Annotated in this window: 21 protein-coding genes and 1 other RNA gene; 12 read left to right on the top strand and 10 right to left on the bottom strand. The window is 63.0% G+C overall.

Going from position 1 to position 24,868, the window contains the following annotated elements; translation table 11 throughout:
• Nucleotides 1–83 precede the first annotated feature (83 nt).
• The 3 genes from KUV74_RS09155 to smpB form a co-directional block, all read right to left on the bottom strand.
• Nucleotides 84–4,022, bottom strand: coding sequence for an EAL domain-containing protein (locus KUV74_RS09155; protein WP_222516176.1), 3,939 nt, complete (start codon nucleotides 4,020–4,022; stop codon nucleotides 84–86).
• Between the two features lie 977 nt (nucleotides 4,023–4,999).
• Nucleotides 5,000–5,379, bottom strand: a transfer-messenger RNA (tmRNA) gene (ssrA, locus tag KUV74_RS09150).
• 54 nt (nucleotides 5,380–5,433) lie between these two features.
• Entirely contained in the window at nucleotides 5,434–5,925 is a 492-nt protein-coding gene (smpB, locus tag KUV74_RS09145; RefSeq protein WP_045992293.1) for an SsrA-binding protein SmpB, read from the bottom strand.
• Between the two features lie 221 nt (nucleotides 5,926–6,146).
• Between smpB and KUV74_RS09140 the strand changes: the two genes are divergently transcribed.
• Together KUV74_RS09140 and KUV74_RS09135 are read left to right on the top strand one after the other, a co-directional pair.
• The gene (locus KUV74_RS09140; RefSeq protein WP_045992292.1) at nucleotides 6,147–6,581 is read left to right on the top strand and encodes a type II toxin-antitoxin system RatA family toxin; all 435 of its coding nucleotides are present in this window, start codon (nucleotides 6,147–6,149) and stop codon (nucleotides 6,579–6,581) included.
• Nucleotides 6,582–6,669: 88 nt separating this feature from the next.
• The gene (locus KUV74_RS09135) at nucleotides 6,670–6,969 is read left to right on the top strand and encodes an RnfH family protein (RefSeq protein ID WP_045992291.1); all 300 of its coding nucleotides are present in this window, start codon (nucleotides 6,670–6,672) and stop codon (nucleotides 6,967–6,969) included.
• A 148-nt stretch (nucleotides 6,970–7,117) separates the two neighbouring features.
• Here KUV74_RS09135 and KUV74_RS09130 read toward each other — a convergent pair whose 3' ends face one another.
• Nucleotides 7,118–7,573, bottom strand: a complete 456-nt coding sequence (locus KUV74_RS09130; protein ID WP_045992301.1) for an outer membrane protein assembly factor BamE — start codon at nucleotides 7,571–7,573, stop codon at nucleotides 7,118–7,120.
• A 72-nt stretch (nucleotides 7,574–7,645) separates the two neighbouring features.
• On the opposite strand from KUV74_RS09130, the gene fur reads away from it, so the two are divergent.
• Nucleotides 7,646–8,092, top strand: a complete 447-nt coding sequence (gene fur, locus KUV74_RS09125) for a ferric iron uptake transcriptional regulator (RefSeq protein WP_045992290.1) — start codon at nucleotides 7,646–7,648, stop codon at nucleotides 8,090–8,092.
• 228 nt (nucleotides 8,093–8,320) lie between these two features.
• Here the strand turns inward: fur and recN are convergent, their stop codons facing one another.
• A complete protein-coding gene (recN, locus tag KUV74_RS09120; protein WP_222516175.1) occupies nucleotides 8,321–9,994 on the bottom strand; it encodes a DNA repair protein RecN in 1,674 nt (557 codons plus the stop codon).
• 397 nt (nucleotides 9,995–10,391) lie between these two features.
• Here recN and grpE point away from each other — a divergent pair, with 397 nt between their 5' ends.
• The 4 genes from grpE to KUV74_RS09100 all read left to right on the top strand — a co-directional run bounded on the left by grpE (nucleotide 10,392) and on the right by KUV74_RS09100 (nucleotide 15,502).
• Nucleotides 10,392–11,048, top strand: a complete 657-nt coding sequence (gene grpE / locus KUV74_RS09115; protein WP_222516174.1) for a nucleotide exchange factor GrpE — start codon at nucleotides 10,392–10,394, stop codon at nucleotides 11,046–11,048.
• Nucleotides 11,049–11,207: 159 nt separating this feature from the next.
• On the top strand, nucleotides 11,208–13,133 hold the full coding sequence (gene dnaK / locus KUV74_RS09110) for a molecular chaperone DnaK (RefSeq protein ID WP_108131804.1): 1,926 nt from the start codon (nucleotides 11,208–11,210) through the stop codon (nucleotides 13,131–13,133).
• Between the two features lie 90 nt (nucleotides 13,134–13,223).
• Complete coding sequence (dnaJ, locus tag KUV74_RS09105; protein WP_045992286.1) at nucleotides 13,224–14,360, top strand: molecular chaperone DnaJ; 1,137 nt, start codon at nucleotides 13,224–13,226, stop codon at nucleotides 14,358–14,360.
• A gap of 227 nt (nucleotides 14,361–14,587) precedes the next feature.
• The gene (locus KUV74_RS09100; protein WP_108131803.1) at nucleotides 14,588–15,502 is read left to right on the top strand and encodes a DMT family transporter; all 915 of its coding nucleotides are present in this window, start codon (nucleotides 14,588–14,590) and stop codon (nucleotides 15,500–15,502) included.
• Between the two features lies 1 nt (nucleotide 15,503).
• On the opposite strand, the gene KUV74_RS09095 is transcribed toward KUV74_RS09100, so the two are convergent.
• Genes KUV74_RS09095 through KUV74_RS09085 form a run of 3 tightly spaced genes read right to left on the bottom strand, consistent with a single transcriptional unit; the run spans nucleotide 15,504 to nucleotide 18,440 of the window.
• Complete coding sequence (locus tag KUV74_RS09095) at nucleotides 15,504–16,253, bottom strand: ABC transporter ATP-binding protein (protein WP_222516173.1); 750 nt, start codon at nucleotides 16,251–16,253, stop codon at nucleotides 15,504–15,506.
• Nucleotides 16,247–17,317 carry a FecCD family ABC transporter permease gene (locus KUV74_RS09090; protein ID WP_213227355.1) on the bottom strand — a complete coding sequence of 357 codons (1,071 nt, stop codon included), beginning with the start codon at nucleotides 17,315–17,317 and terminating at the stop codon, nucleotides 16,247–16,249. Before KUV74_RS09090 ends, KUV74_RS09095 begins: the two co-directional genes overlap by 7 nt.
• The gene (locus KUV74_RS09085; protein ID WP_409996587.1) at nucleotides 17,307–18,440 is read right to left on the bottom strand and encodes an ABC transporter substrate-binding protein; all 1,134 of its coding nucleotides are present in this window, start codon (nucleotides 18,438–18,440) and stop codon (nucleotides 17,307–17,309) included. Before KUV74_RS09085 ends, KUV74_RS09090 begins: the two co-directional genes overlap by 11 nt.
• A 148-nt stretch (nucleotides 18,441–18,588) precedes the next feature.
• On the opposite strand from KUV74_RS09085, the gene KUV74_RS09080 reads away from it, so the two are divergent.
• Complete coding sequence (locus KUV74_RS09080; protein WP_045992284.1) at nucleotides 18,589–18,861, top strand: DUF2218 domain-containing protein; 273 nt, start codon at nucleotides 18,589–18,591, stop codon at nucleotides 18,859–18,861.
• Between the two features lie 22 nt (nucleotides 18,862–18,883).
• Here the strand turns inward: KUV74_RS09080 and corA are convergent, their stop codons facing one another.
• Complete coding sequence (gene corA / locus KUV74_RS09075; RefSeq protein ID WP_108450019.1) at nucleotides 18,884–19,849, bottom strand: magnesium/cobalt transporter CorA; 966 nt, start codon at nucleotides 19,847–19,849, stop codon at nucleotides 18,884–18,886.
• A 182-nt stretch (nucleotides 19,850–20,031) separates the two neighbouring features.
• Between corA and KUV74_RS09070 the strand changes: the two genes are divergently transcribed.
• The 3 genes from KUV74_RS09070 to KUV74_RS09060 all read left to right on the top strand — a co-directional run bounded on the left by KUV74_RS09070 (nucleotide 20,032) and on the right by KUV74_RS09060 (nucleotide 22,450).
• Nucleotides 20,032–20,562 carry a MarR family winged helix-turn-helix transcriptional regulator gene (locus KUV74_RS09070; protein ID WP_213227352.1) on the top strand — a complete coding sequence of 177 codons (531 nt, stop codon included), beginning with the start codon at nucleotides 20,032–20,034 and terminating at the stop codon, nucleotides 20,560–20,562.
• On the top strand, nucleotides 20,552–21,487 hold the full coding sequence (locus KUV74_RS09065; protein ID WP_261395343.1) for a DMT family transporter: 936 nt from the start codon (nucleotides 20,552–20,554) through the stop codon (nucleotides 21,485–21,487). The genes KUV74_RS09070 and KUV74_RS09065 overlap by 11 nt, the downstream gene beginning before the upstream one ends.
• Nucleotides 21,488–21,628: 141 nt before the next feature.
• A complete protein-coding gene (locus KUV74_RS09060; RefSeq protein WP_222516171.1) occupies nucleotides 21,629–22,450 on the top strand; it encodes a class I SAM-dependent methyltransferase in 822 nt (273 codons plus the stop codon).
• Between the two features lie 16 nt (nucleotides 22,451–22,466).
• Here the strand turns inward: KUV74_RS09060 and KUV74_RS09055 are convergent, their stop codons facing one another.
• Nucleotides 22,467–23,534, bottom strand: coding sequence for an esterase-like activity of phytase family protein (locus KUV74_RS09055; RefSeq protein ID WP_222516170.1), 1,068 nt, complete (start codon nucleotides 23,532–23,534; stop codon nucleotides 22,467–22,469).
• Nucleotides 23,535–23,686: 152 nt separating this feature from the next.
• Here KUV74_RS09055 and dapB point away from each other — a divergent pair, with 152 nt between their 5' ends.
• Nucleotides 23,687–24,505: a 4-hydroxy-tetrahydrodipicolinate reductase gene (dapB, locus tag KUV74_RS09050; protein ID WP_045992279.1), complete on the top strand. Its 819-nt coding sequence runs from the start codon at nucleotides 23,687–23,689 to the stop codon at nucleotides 24,503–24,505.
• The last annotated feature ends 363 nt before the right edge of the window (nucleotides 24,506–24,868 follow it).

The raw sequence follows: 24,868 nt of genomic DNA, 5'->3' as shown, positions 1-24,868 counted from the left end.
AATTGTGACGATCAGTGAGGGCTAATGCTGAGCCCGCGTGAAGTTCTTAGGCTTGCGAGAAGTGGCCCTGCCGGCCATGTCCGTTAGGTGTTTGTCGTCAAGAAAGCCTCCACCTTGTCCAGAGGCATAGGCTTGGACAACAGATATCCCTGAAAAATGTCGCAGCCTTGGTCGTCCAGATACTGCCATTGTTCGTCGGTTTCCACGCCCTCGGCGACCACCTGAAGTCCCATACTACGAGCCATGGAGATCACGCCCTGTACGATGGCCCTGTCTCTATGATCTGTCACCACGTCACGTACGAAGCTGCGATCGATCTTGATCTTGTTGACCGGGAGGCTCTTCAAGTAACTCAGGCTGGAGAATCCAGTGCCGAAGTCATCAATGGCGACACTGATGTCCAGTTCGCGCAGGGCATTCAGGATCGAGATGGCGGCGTCTCTGTCCTCCATCAGAACCCCCTCGGTGACTTCCAGTTCAAGCCAGTGTGAGGGAACGTCGTTTTCTCTCAGCCGTTGATGCAGGCTGCTCAGGAAGGTAGGACGCTGGAACTGCATCGGTGACAGGTTAACGGCCACACGGCAGCCGGCGGCACCGAGACGCTTCAGCGCAGGTAGGTCGCGACAGACCTGGCCCAGGACCCAATCACTGATGGGAATGATCTGGCCAGTGATTTCCGCCACCGGAATGAAGGTGCCTGGCGATACCATTCCCTTGACCGGGTGCTGCCAGCGAATCAGGGCCTCGAAGCCCACCGCCTCGCCGCGAGCGTTCATTAGCGGCTGATAATGCAGCGAGAACTGGTTCTGTTCGATGGCCTCCTGTATGTCCCTACGCAGCTCCACCCGCTCCGAGGGCTCGATACCGATGTGATGTCGATACCAGTAGGCGGTGTTGCCTCCCTGTTGTTTGGCTTTGTACATCGCGCTGTCAGCCCGCACGATCAGCTGTTGAGGAAGCTGCAGGACCAGTTCCCGGCTTGAGGCCATTCCGATGCTGGCGGACAGCCGGAATTCGTGCTCATCGATCCGGAAGGGACGAGTGAGGGCCGCCAGCAATTGATCCACTATCGCCTGAGCCTGGTCCTCATGCTCAAGTTGCGGCAGTAGTACCAGGAATTCGTCTCCTCCAAAGCGCCCTAGGCTATCATTGGGGCCGAGCTGCATGGCGAGCCGTTCTGCAACGGTCGCTAGCAGTCTGTCGCCCATGGCATGCCCGAAGGCGTCGTTGATCGGCTTAAAGTCGTCGATATCGATGAAGAGCACCACCAGCAACTTATCCTGAAGCCTGGCAAGATTAGCCTCGTGTTTTAGCCGCTCCTCAAACGTTGAGCGATTGTAGGCGCCGGTCAGGTCGTCATGGCTCGCTTGGTAAGCCAGGGCTTCTTCGTGCGCGATACGTTGGGAGACATCACTGATAACGTTGATGAAGTGGGTGGTCTCACCGTGCTCGTTACGTACCGGTGAAATGCGCAGTTCGTTCCAGAAGCGTTCGCCGTTCTTGCGGTAGTTGTACAGCGTCACCTGGCTTTCTCGTTGAGCGGACTGACTGCGCTGTATCTCCTGGATGGCCTCGGGGGCGGTCTCGGGGCCCTGCAGGAAGCTGCAGTTTCGTCCTTGCACTTCATCCTTGCTGTAACCAGTAATACGACTGAAAGCATGGTTGACATAGACGATTGGCATGTCGGGCTTGGTGGCATCGACGATCGATACTCCATTGAAGCTGGCCTCGATACCGCGCTCTAGGGTCCGCAGCCGTGCTTCGCTAGCCTTGCGTTCGGTGATGTCCTTAGCAATGCCAAAAACTCCGGTCACCTGCTCTCCCTTCCTCATCGGGATCGTTGTTACATCCAGGACAAGAGGCTCGCCATGCCCGTTACGGCCCTGTACCTCATAGCGCAGAGCACGGCCCGAAAGGGCGCTGTTGAACAGCGCTTGAACCTTGGGCAGGTCAGCTGGCTCGACGAAACGTGAGAAATGCGTGCCCAGCAGCTCGTTGGCGGAAAGACCTGTAAGGCTTTCAGATTGCGAGTTCACGCTCTGGATTCGCCCATGCAAGTCCAGCGAGTAGGCGGCATCCGGGTGGTGAGTAAACAGGGATCGATGGTACTTCTCGCTATCGAGCAAGGCTTGACGGTCGCGATGTCGCTCGATGGCCAGAGCGGTCAAGTCAGCCACCCTGGTGGTCAGTCGGAGCTCATCATCGTCAGGCATGCCAGACGATGAACGGTATAGCGATAGGGTGCCCAGAAGGTGCCCGCGTGACGAAAGCACAGGGACCGCCCAGCAGCAACCGAGCCGATGGTGTTTCACTAGGTCCCGATAGTTCTCCCAGCGAACATCCGTGGTCAGGTTCTCGCAGATGACCATCTCACCTAGGTAGGCGGCTCTCCCGCACGCGCCTATGTCGGGTCCAATGGGAACATCCTTGAGCACATCCAGAAAATCGGAGGGCAAGCTAGGCCCTATGGCTTCGGAGAAATAGGTCTGCTTCTCGTCACATAACATGATCGTGGAATAAACGCCTGGTATTTGCTGTTCCAGCATTCTGCAGACCGCTTCCAGCGACTTGACATGAGAGTCTTCGCGGGCGATCGATGCCTGCACCCGGTACTGCTCTTCGAGCTGCCGTTTAGCATGATCCAGTTCATGGGTACGCGCCTGGCTTAGCCTCATGACCCCGACGCAGAAGGCCAGGAGGTAGCTCAGCATCAGACTTCCAATCCCCGCGCCGGTCGATAGTAAGGAAGAAGCTGACCAGGGGGGCGGTGGGCCTCCAAAGATTGTCCATTGCAGGGGGGGCAGCCCTAATGAACCAATGCTGCGCTCAGCGAGCGGTTTAAGTGCAAAGATGTCTCTATCATGAGCATGCTCATGTGGTGTGATTTCGGCGAGTAGCTGCCCCGCTCGTTCGAGATGAACATTGTAGCCACCCAGCTCCGGGCGTATTTTCCGGACTAGCAGTTCGTCTAGATCGATCCGGGAAACTAGCTGGCTTTCTGGCTGATTCGGCACTCGGACCGACAGGATCGCCTTCAATGGCTGATCCGGATCGGGCAATAGCCACTGCAGCGGCGTATCCTGCTCCACCAGGCTTCGCTCGGCAGAATAGTGGCGCAACTCGGCTTCCAGTCGTGATAATGACTCGGTATCGGGAGCCTGGAGCCAGTCTCCGTCTCCCGTGCCCCCGATGAAGGCAAGCCCCTCTAGGGCCGGATGATCGCGGAAGTAACTCGTGACCTCCTGTTCTCGTAGCGAGGCCATAGGCAGTCCCCCCAGAACGCCCCAGCGCTCGGCCATTCGCTGCATGGCCTGTTCATGACCGTGGATCACCGACTCACTGGTCAGTAGGACCACATCCGAAACATGGCTTGCCTGCTGCCTCTCGACCCGATGCTGCTGCCAGCCAATGAGCAACCAGCACAGGGTGCTCAGGGTGGCGCCGATTACCGCCACGTTTCGGTGCCACCGTCCTAGATTCAAAGGGAAACGTTGCCAGTGATTGGCTACATAGCGCATGGCCAGGCCGAAGCACAGGAAGAATCCGCTGGGCAGGGCCATGCTTATCTGTTGTAGCGCATGCCAGGTATGGCGCTCCATGGGGGCTAGGTCTAATACCAGGCTTACCAATCCTGTTAGGAAAAGCGCGTCGCCAAGCAACTTGAAACACTTGCCTCGCCCTGCGCCCTGCACACCACCTCCAAGGGCGAGGGCAATCAGCAGTAGTAGACTCGGCGCGGGGGATCCCTGCGCCACACTCCCGTTACTAAGATGGTCTTGCGTGAAACCCAGAGACTCGACCAGAAGATAGAGAGCGAATGTAGCAAGCGACGCCGACAATCCGAGGCGCCACCCCTGGAGCCTCTGAATCAGGGTTAGCAGGCCGAGGCCTGCCAGAAGCCCAGCGAACATAATGCCGGGGGACGCACGCAGGCCAACAGGCAAATGAAGCGCTATGCCCATGAGGTCGAAGAGGGTGCCAATCCCACCCATGGCAATGGTACCGACAATCAGTACCAACACGCCCGTGTCGCCTGCAAGATGCTTGTGCTTGAATCTGGGGGTCACAATAAAATATCCATTAAATACAATTTCTTAACCTTTAGAAAGCCTCGTTGCGAGCAGCTTTCAAGGGCGTGGTCACAGGAAAGATTAGCGTATCTTTGTATAAGAGTATCTTCATTGCTTAAAGGGGGAGTCAGAATCTGCCCCCAGGGAGAAGCTCGGGGGGATGCTCTTGAGTTCACTTGTGGAGGTGTCATCTAGGTTGTTGGACTATTGTCCAAGCCTTCGGCCTTTGTCTTACTGTGGACGCTTGACCCGGGTATTCCATGCTCGGCGTCGAAATGACGGACTTAGAGTTGGCCGGCGCGGTCAACGTGGTCGCGCTTGCCGGCTGTAATTGCTCATGAGGCGATCCTCACGGGCGGCGTTGGGGCTTTCAGGACAAGGCCTGGAAGTGTAGGAAACGTAGGGCGATTCAATAAGTGGAGTCGGCGGGAATCGAACCCCGGGGTCTGTAGAGAGCGCCGACCTCGCCCTTGGGTCTTCTTTGCCTTTGGGATCTGTCGGACACAAAAAAGCCACCTTCAGATGAGGTGGCTTTTTCGTCGGTGTTGGTGGAGGCGGCGGGAATCGAACCCCTGGGCCTGTAGAGAGCGCCGACCTCGCCCTTGGGTCGTCTTCGGTACTGGTTTCCTTCGGGCACAAAAAAACCTCCATAAAGGAGGTTTTTTGTCGGTTTTGGTGGAGGTGGCGGGAATCGAAGCCCTGGGTCTGTGGAGAGCGCCGACCTAGCTATTGGCTCTTCTTTTCTGGTTGTGTGCCCTGAAACGAAAAATGCCACCTTTGGGAAGGTGGCATCTTTCTGGTGTTGGTGGAGGTCGCGGGAATCGAAGCCCAGGGTCTGTGGAGAGCGCCGACTTCGCCCTAGAGGCTTCTTTATCCAGGGGGCTGAAACGAAAAATGCCACCTTTGGGAAGGTGGCATCTTTCTGGTGTTGGTGGAGGCGGCGGGAATCGAACCCGCGTCCGCCGACACTCGCCCATTGGCTCTACATGCTTAGTTCCGTCATTTGATTTAACGCCTCGGGCTCCGACGGGCAGGATCCCGAAACGCGATTCCTCCAAAGTTTAGCGATTGACGAGAGGACAGCGCCAACCGCGATCTCACCTATCTTGGCTCGTAGCCCATTGGCAACGGATGAGCACGTCGCCGCCGGGTAGGACTAGAAGCTAGCAGTTTTTACGCTGCCAGCGCGCCCTGAGCGTAGTTTTCGTCGTTTGCGACTATTTAATCGTGATGTTGGATTTACGAGATACATCACGCTCTCGGCATGCACCTCAGGGGTTGTCATCGGCGTCGAAACCATGTCGCCCCCGTAACGCCCCGCCAGTGTACCAAAGATCCGGCGGTCTGTACTACATCTGACGGCTCAGGCGCGGTTTTGTTCCCGCATGACGCGGCCCTTCTGACGCTGCCAGTCGCGATCCTTCTCGGTGGCGCGCTTGTCGTGGAGCTTCTTGCCCGTCACCAGCGCCAGCTCACACTTCACCCGGCTGCCTTTCCAGTACAGCTTCAGCGGCACACAGGTGTGCCCCTTGTCCTGGGTGCGCGAGAAGATCTTGGCGATCTCCTTGCGGTGAAGCAGCAGCTTGCGCGTGCGCGTGGGGTCCGCCACCTCGTGGGTGCTGGTGGTGTTGAGCGGCATGATATGGCTGCCGAGCAACCAGGCCTCGCCGTTCTTCACCAGAATGTAGGTGTCGGTGAGCTGGGCCTTGCCGGCACGCAGGCTCTTGACCTCCCATCCCGCCAGCACCAGCCCGGCCTCGAAGGACTCGTCGATATGGTATTCGAAGCGCGCCTTCTTGTTCTGGGCGATGGTGTTGTTGCCGGGACCCTTGTCCTTTCCCTTCTTGCTGGCCATGGAACCTCTTGATGTCTGAATCGGTCGTGGAAGCGGTGTCGTAACCGATGCGGCCCGATGTGTAGCCTTCCGGGTCGACGCCAGGCGGTTGCCACGGCGGCGCTGCCCGTCGGTCCCCCTTTCGGCTGTCTCCAGTTCTGCCGGGGAAGCGTGCTACCATTTGAGGCCGAAATAACCGCTCATGATACGCCCTGGGCTTCTGGAAGTCAGCGGAGAGGTCAATGCCAACCGTCAATCGGTCCGCCATGGTGCGGCACACCCCCAAGCAGATGTTCGATCTGGTCAACGATTTCGAGCGCTATCCGGAGTTTCTGCCGGGCTGCCGTCGCGCGCGGCTGCTGGAGAAGGACGAATCGCACCTGATCGGCGAAATGACCCTGGGGCGGGCCGGCATCGAGCAGACCATCGTCACCCGAAATGACCTGCACGAGCCTGACCGTATCGAGCTGTCGCTGGTAAAGGGGCCGTTCAAGCGACTGGACGGACGCTGGAAATTCATCACCATGGGCGAGAACGTGTGCAAGGTCAGCCTGGAGATGGACTTCGAGTTCTCCAGCCGGCTGCTCGGCATGGCCTTTGGCAAGGTCTTCCAGCAGATCGCGGGCCAGCAGGTGGATGCCTTCACGCGGCGTGCCGATGAGCTCTATGGGCGCTGACAGCGCAAGACCCTCGGCTCCTCGCGTCGAGCCGGCACCCGCCGATCACTCGGCGGGGCCAGATATAAAGGAAGACGCAAGCGACGAGGTGCTTCGCGTGGAAGTGGCCTTTGCCTTGCCGCACAAGCAACGTCTTGTCGCGCTGCGCGTCGCCAAGGGCACGACCGCCAGCGAAGCGCTGGCGTTGGCCGACCTGCCGTCGCTGTTTCCCGAACTGCCTGTGGAAACCTTCAGCGAGGCCAGTCTCGGTATCTTCGGCAAGGCGTTGAAAGAACCCTCACGGCAGATACTGCGTGACGGTGATCGCGTAGAGGTCTATCGACCGTTGAAGATCGATCCCAAGGCGGCGAGGGCAGAGAGGGCGGCTCGTAGCCGCTCTTCCTCCTAGCGACCCTGGGCGGCCGGGGCAGGTGCGTCGCCGTCTGAGCGAAGGCGCTGCGCATGGAAGCACCTAGGTGTAGAACCAACCAGGCGTAGAACCAACCAGGGTGGCCGTTGTGGCCACCCTGATGCGTGTTCTCGCTGGCGCCAACGGCTTACTCGCGCTCGGGATCCACGGTGCGGTTGTAGATCGGCTCGATATTGGCTTCGCCCTCGGGGTTATCGTCGCCGCCGCCGCTGGTGGGGCCTACGCCGTAGCTATGCTTGCCTGCCACGTCCGGGTTCATGCTGAAGTCGCCTTCCCGGTCGATATTGACCAGGTTGTTGCCGGCGAAGGTCAGGGTGACGCGTCTTTGCATCACGTCGCCGTAAGCTTCGTCGAGACGGTAGACGTAGTCCCACTGGTCGGCGCTGAACGGGGCCTCCAGCAGCGGCGAGCCCATGAGGTTGATGACCTCCTGTCGGGACATGCCGGGGCGCAGCTGTTCGACCATGCTGTTGGTCACCAGGTTGCCCTGTGCCAGGTCGCGCTTGTACACGCTGAAGTAGGTGCAGCCGCTGGTCAGCGCCAGGGCCAGTGAAAGGGTGACAATTCCGGTCAACTTTTGCATTTGCGCCTGTTCTTCACTATCGTGGGGTCGGTCGATCATACCCGACCCTACCTGATACTGCGAAGAGCAACCATGGCCGACAAGAACCATGAATTGCGCAAGGCTGGACTGAAAGTCACTCTGCCGCGCGTAAAGATCCTGCAGATCCTCGAATCTGCCACCGATCAGCACCACCTCAGCGCCGAGGACGTGTACAAGACGCTTCTCGAAGCCGGTGAAGATGTGGGCCTGGCGACGGTGTATCGCGTGCTGACTCAGTTCGAGTCGGCGGGCCTGGTGATCCGACACAATTTCGACGGTGGCCATGCGGTCTTCGAGCTCTCCCAGGAAGAGCATCACGACCATATGGTGTGCCTGGAAAGCGGTGAGATCATCGAGTTCTTCGACGAGACCATCGAGCGTCGGCAGCAGGAGATCGCCGAGGAGCACGGCTTCGAACTCGTCGATCACGCGCTGGTCCTCTACGTCAGACCCAAGGGTTCCAAGGCGACGCGTCAGGAAGGCATCGCCAAGAAGTAACGGATCCCTCTGCGCGTAGCGCTGAGCAAGAGCCTCTGCCCCCGGGCGGAGGCTTTCTCGTGTCTGGAAGATGTGATCAGCGCTGTTCGGCCAGTGGGTACACAAAAGCGCCACGTCCCCGTCAGTTGGGGGCGTGGCGCTTGCGTTGTGGGCTCACTGTAAAATGCTGCTTTTTCTTGCGTACTGCTCTTCAGTAGCGCTTTTCTGTGCTGCCTGGGTTCGCCGGGCCTAGTGGTGCGCCCTTTGGCTTGCGTCGAGCATCTCGCGGGCATGGGCCAGGGTCTGGTCCGAGAGTTTGACGCCGCCGAGCATGCGTGCCAGCTCGCCGACCCGCCCGGCTTCGTCGAGGTGTGCCATGCGGGTGCGGGTGGAATCCTTGCGTGCCTTCTTCTCGATGTGCAGATGGTGGTGGGCCTGGGCGGCGACCTGGGGCAGGTGGGTCACCGTCAGTACCTGGCCGCCCTGGCCCAGTCGCTTGAGCAACTGGCCGACGATCTCGGCGGTGGCACCGGATACCCCGACGTCGACCTCATCGAACACCAGGCTGGGGATGGTGGAGTGCTGGGCGGCGATCACCTGGATGGCCAGGCTGATACGCGACAGCTCGCCACCGGAGGCTACCTTGGCCAGCGGGCGTGGCGGCTGGCCGGGGTTGGCGGCGATCAGGAAGCGCACCCGGTCCATGCCCTCTGGGGTAGCGGCATCGCGCCGACTGACGTCGACCTCGAAGCGGGCCTTGCCCATGGCCAGAAACGCCAGTTGCTGCTGGACTTCCTTGCCGAAACGCTTGGCGGCCTTGTGGCGAGCGGCGCTGACGGTCTCTGCCAGGGCACGCCATTCTGCCTTGAGGGCGTCGGCCTTCTCGGTCAGCGCCTCGAGGTCCTCGTCACCGCCCTCAAGCCCCTGAAGTTCTGCCGTCAGGCGCTGGTGCAGGGCGACGATCTCGTCCGGCAGTACATGGTGCTTGCGAGCGATGCGGTGAGCCTCGCCCAGGCGCTGCTCTACCCAGGCCAGGCGCTCCGGGTCCAGCTCCACGTCGGCGACCACCTGATGCAGTTCGCGGCCGGCTTCCTCGAGCTGAATGCTGGCGTCACCCAGCAAGGCGATGGCGTTGGCCAGGGCTCCCTTGTCGCTGCCGGGCAGGGCGGCCAGGTGTTGGCTTGCCTGGTGGAGCAGGGGTAGGGCACCGCCTTCCTCGCCATCGCAGCAGTCGAGCGCGAACTGGGTCTCCGCCAGGCGCGACTCGGCGTGGGCCAGCAGCTCCTGTTCACGTTCGAGCTGTTCGAGCTCGTCTTCGCCCAGGCCGAGTTGGTCGAGTTCTTCCACCTGATAGCGCAACAGCTGGCGACGGGCGCGGATTTCATCGCCGTCGTCGGCCAGCCGTTTGAGCTGTCGCCGGGTGGACTGCCACTCACGGTAGAGCTCGGCCAGTCGGCTCACCGATTCACGGTGGCCGGCCAGGTCGTCGAGCAGGCGCAGGTGGGTGTCCTCGGCCAGCAGGGCCTGGTGGGCGTGCTGGCCGTGGATCTCGATCAGGGTCTCGCCCAGCGACTTGAGGTCGGCGATGGTGGCCGGCTGGCCGTTGATCCAGGCCTTGGAGCGACCACTTCTGGTGACCACGCGCCGCAGCAGGCAGTCGTCATCGGGCAGTTCTCGGTTGGCAAGCCAGGCCCGGGCGTTGGGCAGATTGGCAATGTCGAAGCGCGCGCTCAGGTCGGCTCTGGACTGGCCGTGGCGCACGCTGCCGGCGTCGGCGCGTTCGCCCAGGCACAGGCCCAGGGCGCCAAGCAGGATCGACTTGCCGGCGCCGGTCTCGCCGGTGATGGCAGTCATGCCGCCCTCGAGCTCGAGTTCGAGGTGGTCGACGATGGCGAAGTCCTGGATCGAGAGTTCGGTCAGCATGCGTGCCTCCTGGTGGCGTCACCGAGCGGTGCGACGGTCAGTGCAAGGGTGGCGGTCGTACAGGGCGATGGGTGCGGCAATCGCTCGCGCAATCGCTAGAGCATCGATATGGCGCAATGGATGGGGGTTGGCATTACTGTTTATCCATCCATGTGGTGTCTGTTTATACAGTAGTCCAGGCGCGCCCTCAATGCATCCTTGCGCAGCAACTTCAGTGGTTGCGGGTCAGCGCTGCGGCAAATCCTGGGCCTGCCGGGGAAAGTCTGATCAGGATCTGCGTCTTTCCCCTTGAGATTGTTGTGGCCAACCCCATATACCTCTGCAACCTCTGGTCCCCGGACCAGCCACTGTAAAGGCGGTGCTACCGCAATTGTTGGACTTCTTCAGGAGGCTGCACATGGCCAAAGATCCCCAGACCCCGCTGGATGACGAACTCGCTCGCCAGGAGCAGGAAGCCGAGTCGCAGCAGGCCGGCGATTCAGCCGAGGCTATCGAGGGCGAGCTCGATGACAAGCTCGAGGGTATCGTCGACCTGGCTGAGGATGAGGCACAGGCCGAGGCCGTGGAAGGCGGTGACAACCCCGAGGCCGAGGTGCTGGCGGCCCGCGTCGAGGAGCTCGAGCAGAGCGTGACCGAGGCCAAGGACCAGGCCCTGCGTGCCGCCGCCGAGGCGCAGAACGTGCGCAGGCGGGCGGAAGCCGAGGCCGAGAAGGCGCGCAAGTTTGCGCTGGAGAAGTTCATCAAGGACCTGCTTCCGGTGGTCGACAGCCTGGAAAAGGCGCTTGAGGCCATGGGCGAGGACGCCTCCGAGGTGCATCGCGAGGGTGTCTCCATGACCCTGAAGATGCAGCTCGACGTTCTGAGCAAGTTCGGCGTCGAGATCGTCGAGCCCCAGGGCGAGCCGTTCGACCCGCAGTACCACGAGGCCATGGCCATGGTGCCGAACCCCGAGGTCGACCCCAACACCGTCATCGACGTGATGCAGAAGGGCTACGTGCTCAACGGACGCCTGGTGCGCCCGGCGATGGTGGTAGTGAGCCAGGCGGCCGGCTGAAACATCCGGCCCACGGGGCCTGACCGATACGGGTTGTCGACAGGAGTTGAACATGGGGACTTGAAATCGGCGGAGACGCCCCCCAGATAGTCGGCAACCCCGCGGCGAACGCCGCAAGCCAAACTTCAGTTACGCAAGACACGAATTCGAGGATTTCCTATGGGACGCATCATCGGCATTGACCTTGGTACCACCAACTCCTGTCTGGCCGTGCTCGACGGCGACAGCGCCAAGGTAATCGAGAACGCAGAAGGCGCACGTACCACCCCGTCCATCATCGCCTACACCGATGATGGCGAGACCCTAGTGGGTCAGGCGGCCAAGCGTCAGGCGGTGACTAACCCGGAAAACACCCTGTACGCGATCAAGCGCCTGATCGGCCGTCGCTTCAAGGACGACGTCGTCCAGAAGGACATCAAGATGGTGCCCTACACCATCACCGAAGCCGACAACGGCGACGCCTGGGTCGAGGTCAAGGGCAAGAAGCTGGCACCGCCCCAGGTCAGCGCGGAAGTGCTGAAGAAGATGAAGAAGACCGCCGAGGACTACCTGGGCGAAGAAGTGACCGAGGCGGTCATCACCGTGCCGGCCTACTTCAACGACAGCCAGCGTCAGGCCACCAAGGACGCGGGTCGCATTGCCGGTCTCGAGGTCAAGCGCATCATCAACGAGCCGACCGCGGCTGCCCTTGCCTATGGCATGGACAAGTCACGCGGTGACAAGACCATCGCGGTCTATGACCTGGGTGGCGGTACCTTCGATATCTCCATCATCGAAGTGGCCGACGTCGACGGCGAGACGCAGTTCGAGGTGCTGGCCACCAACGGCGACACCTTCCTGGGTGGTGAGGACTTCGACCTCAAGCTGATCAACTACCTGGTCGACCAGTTCAAGGCCGACAGCGGTATCGACCTGTCCGGCGACAACCTGGCCATGCAGCGCCTGAAGGAAGCCGCCGAGAAGGCCAAGATCGAGCTGTCCAGCGCCCAGCAGACCGACGTCAACCTGCCTTACATCACCGCCGACAACACCGGTCCCAAGCACCTCAACGTCAAGGTGACCCGGGCTAAGCTTGAGTCGCTGGTGGAAGAGCTGGTCAGCCGTTCGCTGGCGCCGTGCAAGACCGCACTGTCCGACGCCGGCCTGTCCGCCTCCGAGATCGACGACGTCATCCTGGTCGGTGGCCAGACCCGTATGCCGATGGTTCAGGCCAAGGTCGCCGAGTTCTTCGGCAAGGACGCCCGCAAGGACGTCAACCCGGACGAAGCCGTGGCCGTGGGTGCTGCGATCCAGGGCGGCGTGCTTGGCGGTGACGTCAAGGACGTGCTGCTGCTGGACGTGACCCCGCTGACACTGGGTATCGAGACCCTGGGTGGCGTGATGACGCCGCTGATCGAGAAGAACACCACCATCCCGACCAAGAAGACCCAGGTGTTCTCCACCGCGGACGACAACCAGACCGCCGTGACCATTCACGTGCTGCAGGGTGAGCGCAAGCAGTCCAGCGGCAACAAGTCGCTCGGTCGCTTCGACCTGTCGGACATTCCGCCGGCGCCGCGCGGTGTGCCGCAGATCGAGGTCGCCTTCGACCTGGACGCCAACGGTATCCTCAACGTGTCCGCCAAGGACAAGGCCACCGGCAAGGAACAGTCCATCGTCATCAAGGCCTCCAGCGGCCTGTCCGACGACGAGATCGAGCAGATGGTCCGCGACGCCGAGGCCCACGCCGACGAGGACAAGAAGTTCGAGGAACTGGTGGCGCTGCGCAACCAGGCCGACGGCATGATCCACGCCTCTCGCAAGACCCTCGAGGAAGCCGGCGACAAGGCCTCCGAGGAAGAGAAGCAGGCCATCGAGAGCGCCATCAAGGAGCTCGAGGAAGCGCTGCAGGGCGACGACAAGGACGCCATCCAGGCCAAGCTCGACGCCCTGACCGAGGCCTCCGGCAACCTGGCGCAGAAGATGTACGCCGAGCAGGCGGACGCTGGCCAGCAGGCGGGTGACGCCGACGCTGGCGCCAAGAAGGAAGATGACGTGGTCGACGCCGAGTACGAAGAAGTCAACGACGACCAGAAAAAGCAGTAACCACGACATCTGAACCTCGGATGACGCCAACGCGGGAGCCGGACTCCCGCGTTGGTGTTGCTGAGCGTCGCGACGGAGGCGGACAGACCCATGTCCAAGAGAGACTACTACGAGGTACTAGGTGTCGAGCGCGGTGCCGATCAGAAGGACATCAAGAAGGCCTATCGGCGCCTGGCACAGAAGTACCACCCGGACCGTAACCCGGACGATGACACCTCAGCGGAAAAATTCCGTGAAGTGTCCGAGGCCTACGAGGTCCTGACCGACAGCGAGAAGCGTGCGGCCTACGACCAGTTTGGCCATGCCGGCGTCGACGGCCAGGGCGGTGGTGGCTTTGGCGGCGCCGGGGCTGGCGGCTTCAGTGACATCTTCGGTGATGTCTTCGGTGACATCTTCGGCGGTGGCGGCGGACGTCGTAACCCCAATGCGCCCCAGCGGGGCAGCGACCTGCGCTACAACCTCGAGCTTGACCTCGAGAGCGCGGTGGCCGGCACCAGTGTCGACATCCGTGTGCCGCGTCACATCGAATGTGAGCGCTGCGACGGCGAAGGTGCCGAGCCGGGTTCCACCAAGGAAACCTGCCCGACCTGTCACGGACACGGTCAGGTTCGCATGCAGCAGGGCTTCTTTGCCGTGCAGCAGACCTGCCCGACCTGTCACGGCAGCGGCCAGCACATCAAGGTGCCGTGCCACGCCTGTCATGGCGAAGGTCGCGTGCGCGAGACCCGCACCCTGTCGGTGAAGATTCCGGCCGGCGTCGATTCCGGCGATCGCATTCGTCTCAATGGCGAGGGCGAAGCCGGTATCAACGGCGGTCCGCCCGGGGACCTGTACGTTCAGGTCGCGATCAAGCCGCACCATATCTTCGAGCGCGAAGGGCGTCACCTGCAGTGTGAGGTACCGATCAACTTCGTCGACGCAGCCCTCGGCGGTGAGCTCGAAGTGCCGACGCTGGATGGTCGGGTGAAGCTGAAGATTCCGGCGGAAACCCAGACCGGCAAGCTGTTCCGCCTGCGCGGCAAGGGTGTCAAGCCGGTACGCGGCGGCCCCGCCGGCGATCTGTTGTGCCGGGTGGTGGTGGAAACCCCGGTCAAGCTCAGCGAGGAACAGAAGGATCTGCTGCGCAAGTTCCAGGACAGCCTGGGTGGCAGCAACGCCCAGCACTCGCCGAAGAAGTCGAGCTTCTTCGACGGGGTGAAGAAGTTCTTCGAAGATATGAAGCTGTAAGTCGCGTAGCCTCGGGCCAGGCGTGATCCTGCGCCGACCAGGGCTTAGTGACGATGATCGACCCCCGACCCCCGACCCCCGACGCCTGGCGCCGGGGGTCGGTTTTTTGTGTCGGCTGCACATGGGCCGTCAGCGGGGCGTCACGCTCGGGCGCTTCTGATGTGCAGCTTGATTGGGTGGGGCAGAGCTTGTGGACGGCGCGGCTCTTCTGAACAGGGACGATGATCATGAGTGATAGGGATAGGCCCCTGGCGGGCATCGTGCTGCGCATCGCCTCCGGGGTGCTGTTCGCCGCCATGCTGGTGTGCGTGAAGTGGGTGAGCGACGAGGTGCCGCTGGGCCAGGTGGTGTTCTATCGCTCGGCCTTTGCGCTGTTGCCGATCGTGCTGTTTCTGGCCTGGCGTCGGGAGTTTCCGGCAGGGCTGGCGACCCGGCGCCCCTTGGGCCATCTGCTGCGCTCGAGCCTCGGCGCCGCCTCGATGTTTGCCACCTTTGCGGCCCTGGCGCGCCTGCCCGTAGCCGAGGCCACCTTGCTGGCCCAATTGGCGCCGGTACTGATGGCGATCGGCGGCGTGGTGCTGCTGGGCGAGCGCTTTACCCCACCGCGAGCGCTGGCACTGTTGCTCGCCGTGGGCGGGGTGGCGGTGCTGGTGGTGCCGGATATCGGCAACGCCGACAAGGCCGGGCAGTTGTCGGGTTACGCGCTCGGTGTGCTGGGGGCGTCGCTGACGGCTGCGGCGCTGGTCACGGTGCGGCGCATCTCGCGCACTGAGGGGGCCGGTGCCATCGCCTTCTACTTTGTGCTGGCCTGCACCCTGGCGGGCCTGGCGACCCTGCCGCTGGGCTGGGTAGCACTGCCGACCCAGACGCTGACGCTGCTGATCCTGGCCGGGTTGCTGGGCGGCGCGGCGCATATTTGCATGACCTTGGCGCTGCGCTTTGCCGAGGTGTCGAGGCTTGCCCCCTTCGAGTATATCGCCCTGGTGTGGCCGGTGCTGGCCGATCTCTGGCTGTTTGGCCAGCCGTTGTCGAGCGGCTTTCTGCTGGCGCTGCCGCTGTTGCTCGGCGGTGCCGCCCTGGCCGCCATGGAAGGCCGTCGCCTGGGGTGGCCGCGCCGGCGCTCGCCGCCCGAGAAAGACTAGTTTAGATGGCGGCCTCGACGATCAGTTGAGGTTGGCCTTTTGAACACGGTTCTATTCGCGCCCTGACGCGATACACCTTTTCGACCAGTTCGCTGGTAACCACGTCCGAAGTCGGGCCACAGGCGACCAGGTGCCCCTGTTCCAGTAGCATCGCCTGATCGGTGAAACGCAGCGCCTGGCCGAGGTCGTGCATCGCCACCAGGATCAGCATGCCGCGTTCTCGGGCCAGACGGCGCAGGATGGTCAGCAGGCCCACCTGACGATGCAGGTCCAGCGCCGAGGTCGGCTCGTCGAGCAGCAGCACTTCGGGCTCCTGAACCAGCGCCTGGGCGGCGTTGACCATCTGCCGCTGACCACCGCTGAGATCGCCGATATCTCGCTCGCCGAGGGCGCTGATGCCTAATTCGTCCAGGGCGCGCTCCACCTGGGTCAGGTCTTCGGGCTGAACCTTCATGCCGCGCCCCTGCATGCGCGCCAGCAGTACCGCTTCGTACACCGTCAGCACTGCGCTGGCGCCATTGTCCTGGGTCATGTAGGCCATCGGGCGTTCTCGACGGGAGCCTTCCAGGCGTATCTCGCCTGGGCCCTTGAGTACGCCGAAGATGCGCCGGAACAGCGTTGACTTGCCCGCTGCGTTGGGCCCGAGCAGGGCCACCACCTGGCCGCCGTGGAAGGTTGGCGTGGTGATCTCATCGAGGATCTGGCGCCGGCCGTAGCGGGCGGATAGCTGGTGGAGGCTGAGGCTTACCATGAGGCCTTCTTGTGGTTGAGCACGAGAAACAGGAAAAACGGAATTCCCACCAGTGAGGTGATGATCCCGATCGGGATGATGGTGCCGGGTAGGATGACCTTGGACAGCACCGAGCCGATCGACAGGATCAAGGCGCCGCACAGGGCGGAGCCGGGCAGAAAGAAGCGCTGATCCTCGCCCACCAGCAGGCGCGCGATATGCGGCCCGACCAGGCCGATGAAGCCGATGGTGCCGACGAAGGCGACCGACACCGCCGCCAGCAGCGACACCAGCACCAGCACTTCCAGACGCAGGCGACGAGGTCTGATGCCCATGCTTTCCGCCTTGGCGTCGCCCAGGCGCATGGCGGTCAAGGCCCAGCCGTGACGAGCCAGCAGCGGCAGCACCGCGAGCAGTACGCCGAGGGCGATCCACAGCTTGGGCCAGGTGGCCTTGGTCAGGCTGCCCATGGTCCAGAACACCACCGCCGACACCGCCTGCTGGCTGGCGAAGAACTGGATCAGCGCCATCAGCGAGTTGAAGATGAACACCATGGCGATGCCGAGCAGCACGATGGTCTCGATGGTGACGCCGCGCTTGAGGCTAAGGGCATGGATGAAGAAGGCGGTGACCATGGCCATCACGAAGGCGTTGATCGGGATGACGTAATCCAATGCCGCCGGCACGATGGCCACGCCGAAGGCCAGCGCAAGTGCTGCGCCGAAGCTGGCTCCCGCGGAGATGCCCAGGGTGAAGGGGCTGGCCAGGGGGTTGCTGAGGATGGTCTGCATCTGAGCCCCTGCGATCGACAGGCTGGCGCCCACCACCAGTGCCATCAGCGCCACTGGCATGCGGATCTGCCACAGGATCACCCGAGCCTGGTCGCTGACCTGGTCGGGGGTGAACAGGGCTGCGACCACCTCACCAAGAGTGAAGCGTGCCGGACCCAGCGCCAGGTCGATGCACAGGCTCAGCGCCAGGGCGGCGACCAGCGCCGCCAGGATCAGCTGGCGGCGCGCGACCAGGGCGCGGTAAGCATGGCGCCCGCCGCTGGTGGGCTCGATGCGGGCGCTGTCACTGGTCATTCAGGGAGATCCAGTAGCCGGGCTCGTAGTCCACCGGGAGAAAGCGCTGGTGGAGTTCCTTGAAGGTGACCTCGGGGTCGAGCTCGGTGAACAGCTCCGGATGCAGCCACTTGGCCAATTGCTGGACGGCGATGAAGTAGTAGGGGCTGTTGTAGAACTGGTGCCAGATGGCGTGGAACTGGTCGGTTTCTACCGCCGTGATGCCGGTCATGGCGGTGCGCTCGGTCAGCGCCTGGAGTTTGACTCGGGCGGCATCCATGTCGGCGCCTGGGCCCATGCCGACCCAGTCGCCGCCGGGTACATAGGCGTCCCAGTTGCCGCCGGTGACCACGACGTGGTCGGGGTTGGCGGCAATGATCTGCTCCGGGTTCAGGGTACCGAAGGTGTTGGGGATGATGTCGTCGGCGATGTTGCTGCCGCCGGCCAGTTCCACGTACTCGCCGAAGTTGCCTGGGCCGAAGCTCATGCAGCAGTCTTCGGAATAGCCGCCGGCACGATCGATAAACACCCGGGGACGTTCGGGATCGGCCTCTTCGATGACCCTGGTGACCCGCGCGAGCTGCTCCTCGGCGAAGGCGACAAAGGCATCGGCCTGTTGTTGCTTACCCAGTAGTTCGCCCATCAGGCGCATCGACGGCACCGTGTGCTCCAGCGGGTCCTCGCGAAAGTCCACGTAGACGATCGGGATATCGAGTTCGGCCAGCTTGTCGTCGTAGCCGGCGTCCTCGGTGGCAGCGCGTGCCTCCAGATTCATCAGCACCACGTCTGGCGACAGTGCCGCCGCCTGTTCGACGTCGAAGGTGCCGTCCTTGAAGCCGCCGAAGGTCGGCAGATCCTCGAGCTGCGGAAACTTCTCGGCGTAGCGGGCATAGCTGTCCGGGTCGGCCTGTGAAAAGTCTTCGCGCCAGCCCACCACTCCGGCGAAGGGGTTATCCGGCTGGAGCGCACCGAGCAGATAGATCTGACGGCCTTCGCCGAGGATGACGCGTTCTACCGGCGTGTCGAGGGTGACTTCGCGCCCGGCGACGTCGATGATGGTGGTGGGTTCGGCCAGCGCGTCGCAGGCAACAACAGACAAGGCCGCGGCAAGACAGGCGGGGGTGAGTCGGGTGGAGGCAGGGATGTTCATGGGGCGCTGGTTTCCAGTGAAGTGGCCGGCGGGTGTGGCATGCGTGGGTACGATGAACAGCAACACGCCGTTGCCTGATGCTGAGGATGCTTAGGCGATATTATTCTGCGATACATTCGCATTCGCAAAAACGGTGGAAAGTATGGTGGAATCCCGAGCTTTCGTCGAGACCGCATCAGGGCAACGCTTGATCAATCGCCTGTGCAAGCACTGGGCCCACAAGCTCGAGGTGGATGCCGAGAGCGGTCACGTGGTGTTCCCAGGCGGCGAGTGCTGGATGAAGGCGTCCGACTCGCAGCTCAGCGTCGACCTCCAGGCCGAGGACGCCGAGCGGCTGGAGCGCCTCAAGGACGTGGTGGCCAGCCACCTGGAGCGGATGGCGGGCAAGGAGCCGCTCAGCGTCGTCTGGCAGTGAGTTTGGCTGGACGCGATCGGCGCTATAGCCAGCCGGTGCGACGGAAGCGTCGGTAGAGCGCGCCACAGCACAGCACCATCATCCCCAGCGCCAGCGGATAGCCCAGCCGCCAGTCCAGTTCGGGCATATGGGTGAAGTTCATCCCCCAGATGCCGGCGAGGATGGTCGCCACCGCGAAGATCGCCGCCCAGGAGGCTAGGCGCTTGTGCACCTCGCTCTCGTCGATGGCCACCATCGACAGGTTGACCTGGATGGCGGTAATGATGGTTTCGCGAATGGTGTCGATGGCCGCCTCGATACGATGCAGGTGGTCGTAGACGTCGCGGAAGTAGTCCTGGGTCTCGTAGCACAGCGCCGGGACGCGTCCGCCGAACAGATGGGAGCTGGCTTCGGCCAGTGGGGTCACCGCGTGCTTGACGCACATGGTGCGGCGCTTGAGCTGATACAGTCGCTCCAGGCTGGCCCGGGCGCTGCCGCGCACGAAGATCTGGTCCTCGATGCTTTCCAGTTCGGCCTCGAGTTCTTCGAGTACCGGAAAGTAGCGGTCCACGACCACGTCCATCAGCGCATAGAGCACGAAGGCCGGTCCCTGCTTGAGCAGCTCGGGCTCGCGCTCGCAGCGGGCGCGTACATCGGCGAAACCACGCCCGGAGTGCTGACGTACCGACAACACATAGCCGGGACCGGCAAAGATGGCTAGCTGGCCATGCTGCACCTCGCCCTGGCTGACGCTGATCACCTGGGTGACGACGAACAGAGCGTCGCCGTATTCCTCCACCTTGGGACGCTGTTCTCCGACCAGGGCATCCTCCACGGCCAGTTCATGCAGCTCGAAGATGTCCTGAAAGGTAGAGAGCTCCTCGGCGTCCGGGTCGTGTAGTGCTACCCAGACGAAGCAGTTCGAGCGCGAGCGGTAATCACCGATCTCGCCTCTGTCGATGTTGCAAAGACGCCGTCCTTCTTCATACGCCACGCAGTTGACGATCATCGTTGTCCCCTTGCGGTTGTTATCGTGGTTCTGAGGAAAAGGTAGACGCTACGTCGCGGTTGCCGACTGCATGTTGCGCCCAGGCGACCATCGCTGTTCGGTGGTGGCGGCATGAGGGTCTTGGCATTTGGGGTCGGAACAACTATCTTCAAGTAAAGATACTTTGTTTGGAGGTAAGTGATATGCAGGTTCCGTCCCCCGGGCCGAGCGATGCCATCGATCGACTGATGGCGGAGTGGTGCAGGGTCCTCCCGGATCGTGACCCTGGCGACATGGGCATCTTTACCCGGCTGTATCGAGTGCTGAAGCATGTCGACCGTCGGGTCCAGGCGGTATTCCGGCAGCACGGCTTGAAGGAAGGCGAGTTTGACCTGCTGGCGACCCTCTACCGGCGCGATGTGCCCGAGGGTCTGACACCGAACGCCTTGTGCGAGGCGGTGGTGCTGAGTTCAGGGGCCATGACCCACCGCCTCGATCGGCTCGCCAGTCGTGGCCTGGTGGAGCGTGTTGCCAACCCTGAAGATCGTCGCAGTGTCCTGATTCGTCTCAGTGAGTCGGGAAAAGCCATGATGCCGGCGCTGCTGGACGCCTACCTGGCTGAACTCGCTTCGATGCGCGCCACCCTGGCAGATGATGAGGCGGCAGGCCTGGCGGCTGGTCTACGCCAGTTGCTGTTGGCGCTGGAAGGAGAGGTCAGCCGTGATGACGACTGAATGCCGAGAGTCCAGCGATAGCAGTGTGTGGTGGGCCCACGCCGGGATGCTGGTGTGGGCGACGCTGGTGGGGCTGTCCTTTCCGGCGGTGGGGATGTTGAGTGAAGGGCTTCCGCCACTGTCGCTGACCGCACTGCGCTTCGTGATTGCCGCTCTGGCGGTGCTTCCGCTGGTGTGGGGTGCGCCTGGTCTCCGGCCGAGTCTGGCCGGGCTCGGGCTCTATGGGTTGATGGGGCTCTGTCTGGCGAGCTTCTTCGGCACCATGTTCTGGGCGGCGCACCTGACCACGGCGCTGTCCATGGCCACGCTGTTCGTCAGCGTGCCGCTGCTGGCCTACGGCCTGGGCCGGCTGGTGGGGGTCGAGCATCGAGCCCTGGCGCTGCTGGCCTTGCTGGTACTTGGCGCCGTCGGCGCCGTGGGGCTGGCCTGGGCCGAGGCCGGTGGCTCCTTTGCCCGGATGCAATTCGGCGTGGGTGAAGCCGCCTTCTTCGCTGGTTGCATCGCCTCGGCGATGTATCCGGTGTTGTCCAAATTGGGGTTGGCGAAGGGCTGGCTATCTGAACACGCGGGGGTGCGTACCCTGTGGAGCCTGGTGATGGGGGCACTGCTGATCGGGTTTTCGGGTCTGGTCTTCGGGGATCCGGCCGCGCTGGGCCGAATGACGCTGTTCGATCTGGCGGTGGTGGCCTATCTCGGGCTCTTCTCCAGCGGAATGACCTTCTGGCTGCAGCAGCGGGCGACCGCCATCCTGACCCCGGCGGCGGTTACCGCCTACGGCTATCTGGTGCCCTTTGTGTCGATGCTGTTGCTGTTTGCCCAGGCGCCTGAACGCCTTGCACTCGAATGGCTGCCGGGCAGTCTGCTGGTCGTGCTGGCCATCGCGCTGCTGCTGCGGCGGGACGTCAAGCTGCGCAGCCAGGCGTGAGCAGGCGAGTTTTACTCAGACATCTTTGCATCATTGGGCAAAGAGGTGGGCGGTGTACGGATTTGACTTAGTGCGGTGTGGTGGTGGTTATATGAAGCTGTAAAGGTGGGGCAAAGGCGCATCAATGCCAAGGAGCCCCCCATGCCGTCAGCCAGCCCCCTTCTCGGCGCACAAGCCGTTTCCCCTTGTCAGCAGCCTGGCGACCGCGGTCTTGCCAACGACGTCTTCTCCGAGGCGCTGAGCGAGCGCTATGACCAGCTGGCCCGCGACGAGCGATACGGCACCTTCACCGGTTCCGTTCTTCACTATCTCAATCTGGAAGAAGATCTGGTCGGCAAGCGTCTTCTTGATGTGGGCTGTGGCAACGGAGCGCTGGCGGCCGAACTCAAGGGCAAGGGTGCGCAAGAGGTGCTGGGTATCGACATCAGTCCCTCCCAGGTCGCGCTGGCCAGCCGGCGCCACCAGGCACCGGGCCTCGGCTTTCGGGTCGAGGACGCCTATCGCAAGCTTGTTCTGCCGGAGGCGCCCTTCGATACCCTGGTCAGTGTCTTCGCCTTCCACTTCATCCAGCATCAGGCCATGCTCACCCGTGCTTGCCGAAACCTGTTCGAGGCGCTCAAGCCCGGTGGCCTGCTGGTGTGGCTCGATATCACCCACGACTATGTGCTTGACCCGGCGCGTATGGATCGCCTCGAGGCGTTGACCAGCTATCGCTACGACCCAGGCGTCGCCCCGGGTGAGCGGCCCCGGCCCTGGAGTCTGGTGCCTGGTCAGGTGCGCGCCGGTGACGACGTCTTGCCGGTGGACCACGTCGCGATCCCCGGGCGTACCGTGGTCAAGACGCTGCAGTCGGTCGGCTTCTCCCGGGTCAGGCGCGAGCCGCTGCGCTTCACCGATGCTGAGTCGGCCTGGCTGTGGGGCCCTGACGGGTTCAATCACCACCTGTTGGTGGCCCGCCGCTGATCAGCGGGCAGTGACATCACCGGCCGTTGGCACGGGCAGATCCAGTGTCGAGAGAGAGCGCCTTATCGGTCAGTCGAAAGCAGGCGAGCAGGTTGCGCTGCAGGGCGCTGAAGTTGTCGTCGCTGACCATCAGCAACTCACCACCGGGCAATCGCGCCAGCCCCTCCATATTGTCGACGCGCCAGCCTTCTCCGGCGGACAGGCTGGCCAGGCGTGTCACCCGTACCTGCGGCGGTGGCAGCAGCTCCACCAGGCTTAAGCTGATGGTCAGCGGACGTGGCGGGGAAAAGGCCCGTTCCAGCGCCAGCAGCCGCGGTGGAGTCTCGGTTGCAGTGTCCTCCAGCGCCAGCAGCTCGGTCAGGGCGCTGTCGGCCGGTGAGGCCAGCGGGTAGCGCCACCGGCGCGTGTCGGTAGCGTTCTCCGCCAGGCTGAACAGAAGGGTGTGTCTGACGCCATCTTGCGCGTTCATGCCGTCGGGGGGTGACTCCAGCCCCGCCACCAGTCCGATGCCCGGCACTCGGGCCAGCGCTTCCAGGCTTTCGTTATCACCGGCGTTGTGGCTGGCGGTGGAGCGCAGCGGTTCGCCTTTCGGCGTGCCGTCGACGGAGAAGCGCTGTAGCCGATGATCCTGCTCGAAGCCGATCAGTAGTTCGGTGTTGCCGGTGATGCCATCATCGGCCCGCGCCAGCACCAGCGACTCGGCGTCTGCGGCCTTGCCTTCCAGCGGCGTATCGTCCTGCGCCTTCAATCGGTGGCTGGTGATCGGGCGCAGGTCTACCAGGCGGCCGTGTTCAAGTACTGGCCTTGCCTGGTGCACGCGCCCGCGATCGGATACCAGGTGCAGCAGGTTGTCGTCTGAGTCCCAGGCCATGGCCGAGAGACCACCCAGGGGAACGCTGGTGTTGTTTTCGGTGGGACGCCACTGGCTCGGTAGTGCCAGGGTGCCGCACATGCTCAGCCCCGGCTGGGCGGGGGCCTCGCCCTGCAAGCTGGTCGGCTTGACCTGGGCGGTGCAGCCGCCAAGCCACAGGGATGCTGCCAGCGTGGTGAGCAGGGGTAATCGGAGCATTTTTCTGAACGGCATGGGGCGGTCCTGTCGGGCGGGAAGGTCAGCGTGATGGCCAGGGCGAGGCAAGAGGGAGCGACGTTGGTATACTGCGCCGAATCCCTTTACATTTTGGCGTATCTACGTTGATCCGCCTGTCTGTTCGAACTCTCGTTTCTCCAGGAGATTGCATGAGCCGTACCGCCCCCCGTATCGCCATCGTCGGCGTCGCCGGCCGCATGGGCCGCACCCTGGTCAACGCCGTGATGCAGGACGACGACGCCGTCCTCGCCGGCGGCATCGTCGAGCCGGGCAGTTCGCTGGCTGGCGCCGATCTGGGCGAGCTGGCCGGCGTCGGCCGCCAGGGCGTGGCGGCGGTGGACTCCCTTGAGGCCATCGTCGATGACTTCGACGTGCTGATCGATTTCACCGCGCCCAAGGTGACCCTGGCCAACCTGGCCTTCTGTGCCGAGCATGGCAAGGCCATCGTCATCGGCACCACCGGCCTGTCCGATGACGAGCAGGCCGAGCTCGACGGTTATGCCGAGCGAGTGCCCACGGTGTTTGCGCCCAACATGAGCGTCGGCGTCAATCTGACCCTGAAGCTGCTGGAGACTGCAGCGAAGGCGTTGGGCGACGAGGGCTATGATATCGAGGTCATCGAGTCCCACCATCGTCACAAGGTCGATGCGCCGTCCGGTACCGCCCTGCGCATGGGCGAGGTGGTCGCCGGGGCGCTGGATCGCAACCTCAAGGAGCACGGGGTGTTCGAGCGGGTAGGCCAGTGCGGTCCTCGCGATCCCAAGGAAATCGGCTTCGCCACGGTGCGTGCCGGCGATATCGTCGGGGAGCATACCGTGATGTTCGCTACCGAAGGCGAGCGCATCGAGATCACTCACAAGGCGTCCAGCCGCATGACCTTCGCCCGGGGCGCGGTGCGCGCAGCACGCTGGGTCGCCGAGCGTGAGGCGGGACGCTACGGCATGTCCGACGTGCTGGGCCTGGACTGAGGTTTGTAGGCCTCTGGCGGCGTCGGGGTGCGGTGTTGCCCATGGCAAAGTGCTTGCTCCGGGGTAGTCAGCCCGGCCCAGATGCTGTAACATTCCAAAAATTTTGGCCGGGCCGGGCATGAAAGTGTCGCGTCGAGAGCGTTCAGTACGTCTCTCGCAGCATAGGTGCCGGCTCTGCATTCCGAGCGAATGACAACAAGCGGGATGAAACCGGTCAAACACCGGGTTTCGTCCCGCTTTTTTACGGCCCGGCTCCTTGTGTGCTTGACGCACGATGGGCCGGGTCGGTGCCGAATGGCCTGGCGACAGGTCGCCGACGCCGGCGAGCGTATGGCGGCGGTCGTAGATACCTTGACGAGCTTT

Origin of the sequence: Halomonas sp. DP1Y21-3, from assembly GCF_019801245.1 — a bacterium.
GTDB classification, from domain to species: Bacteria; Pseudomonadota; Gammaproteobacteria; order Pseudomonadales; family Halomonadaceae; genus Halomonas; species Halomonas litopenaei.
This window is presented reverse-complemented; position numbering and strand designations above follow the sequence as displayed.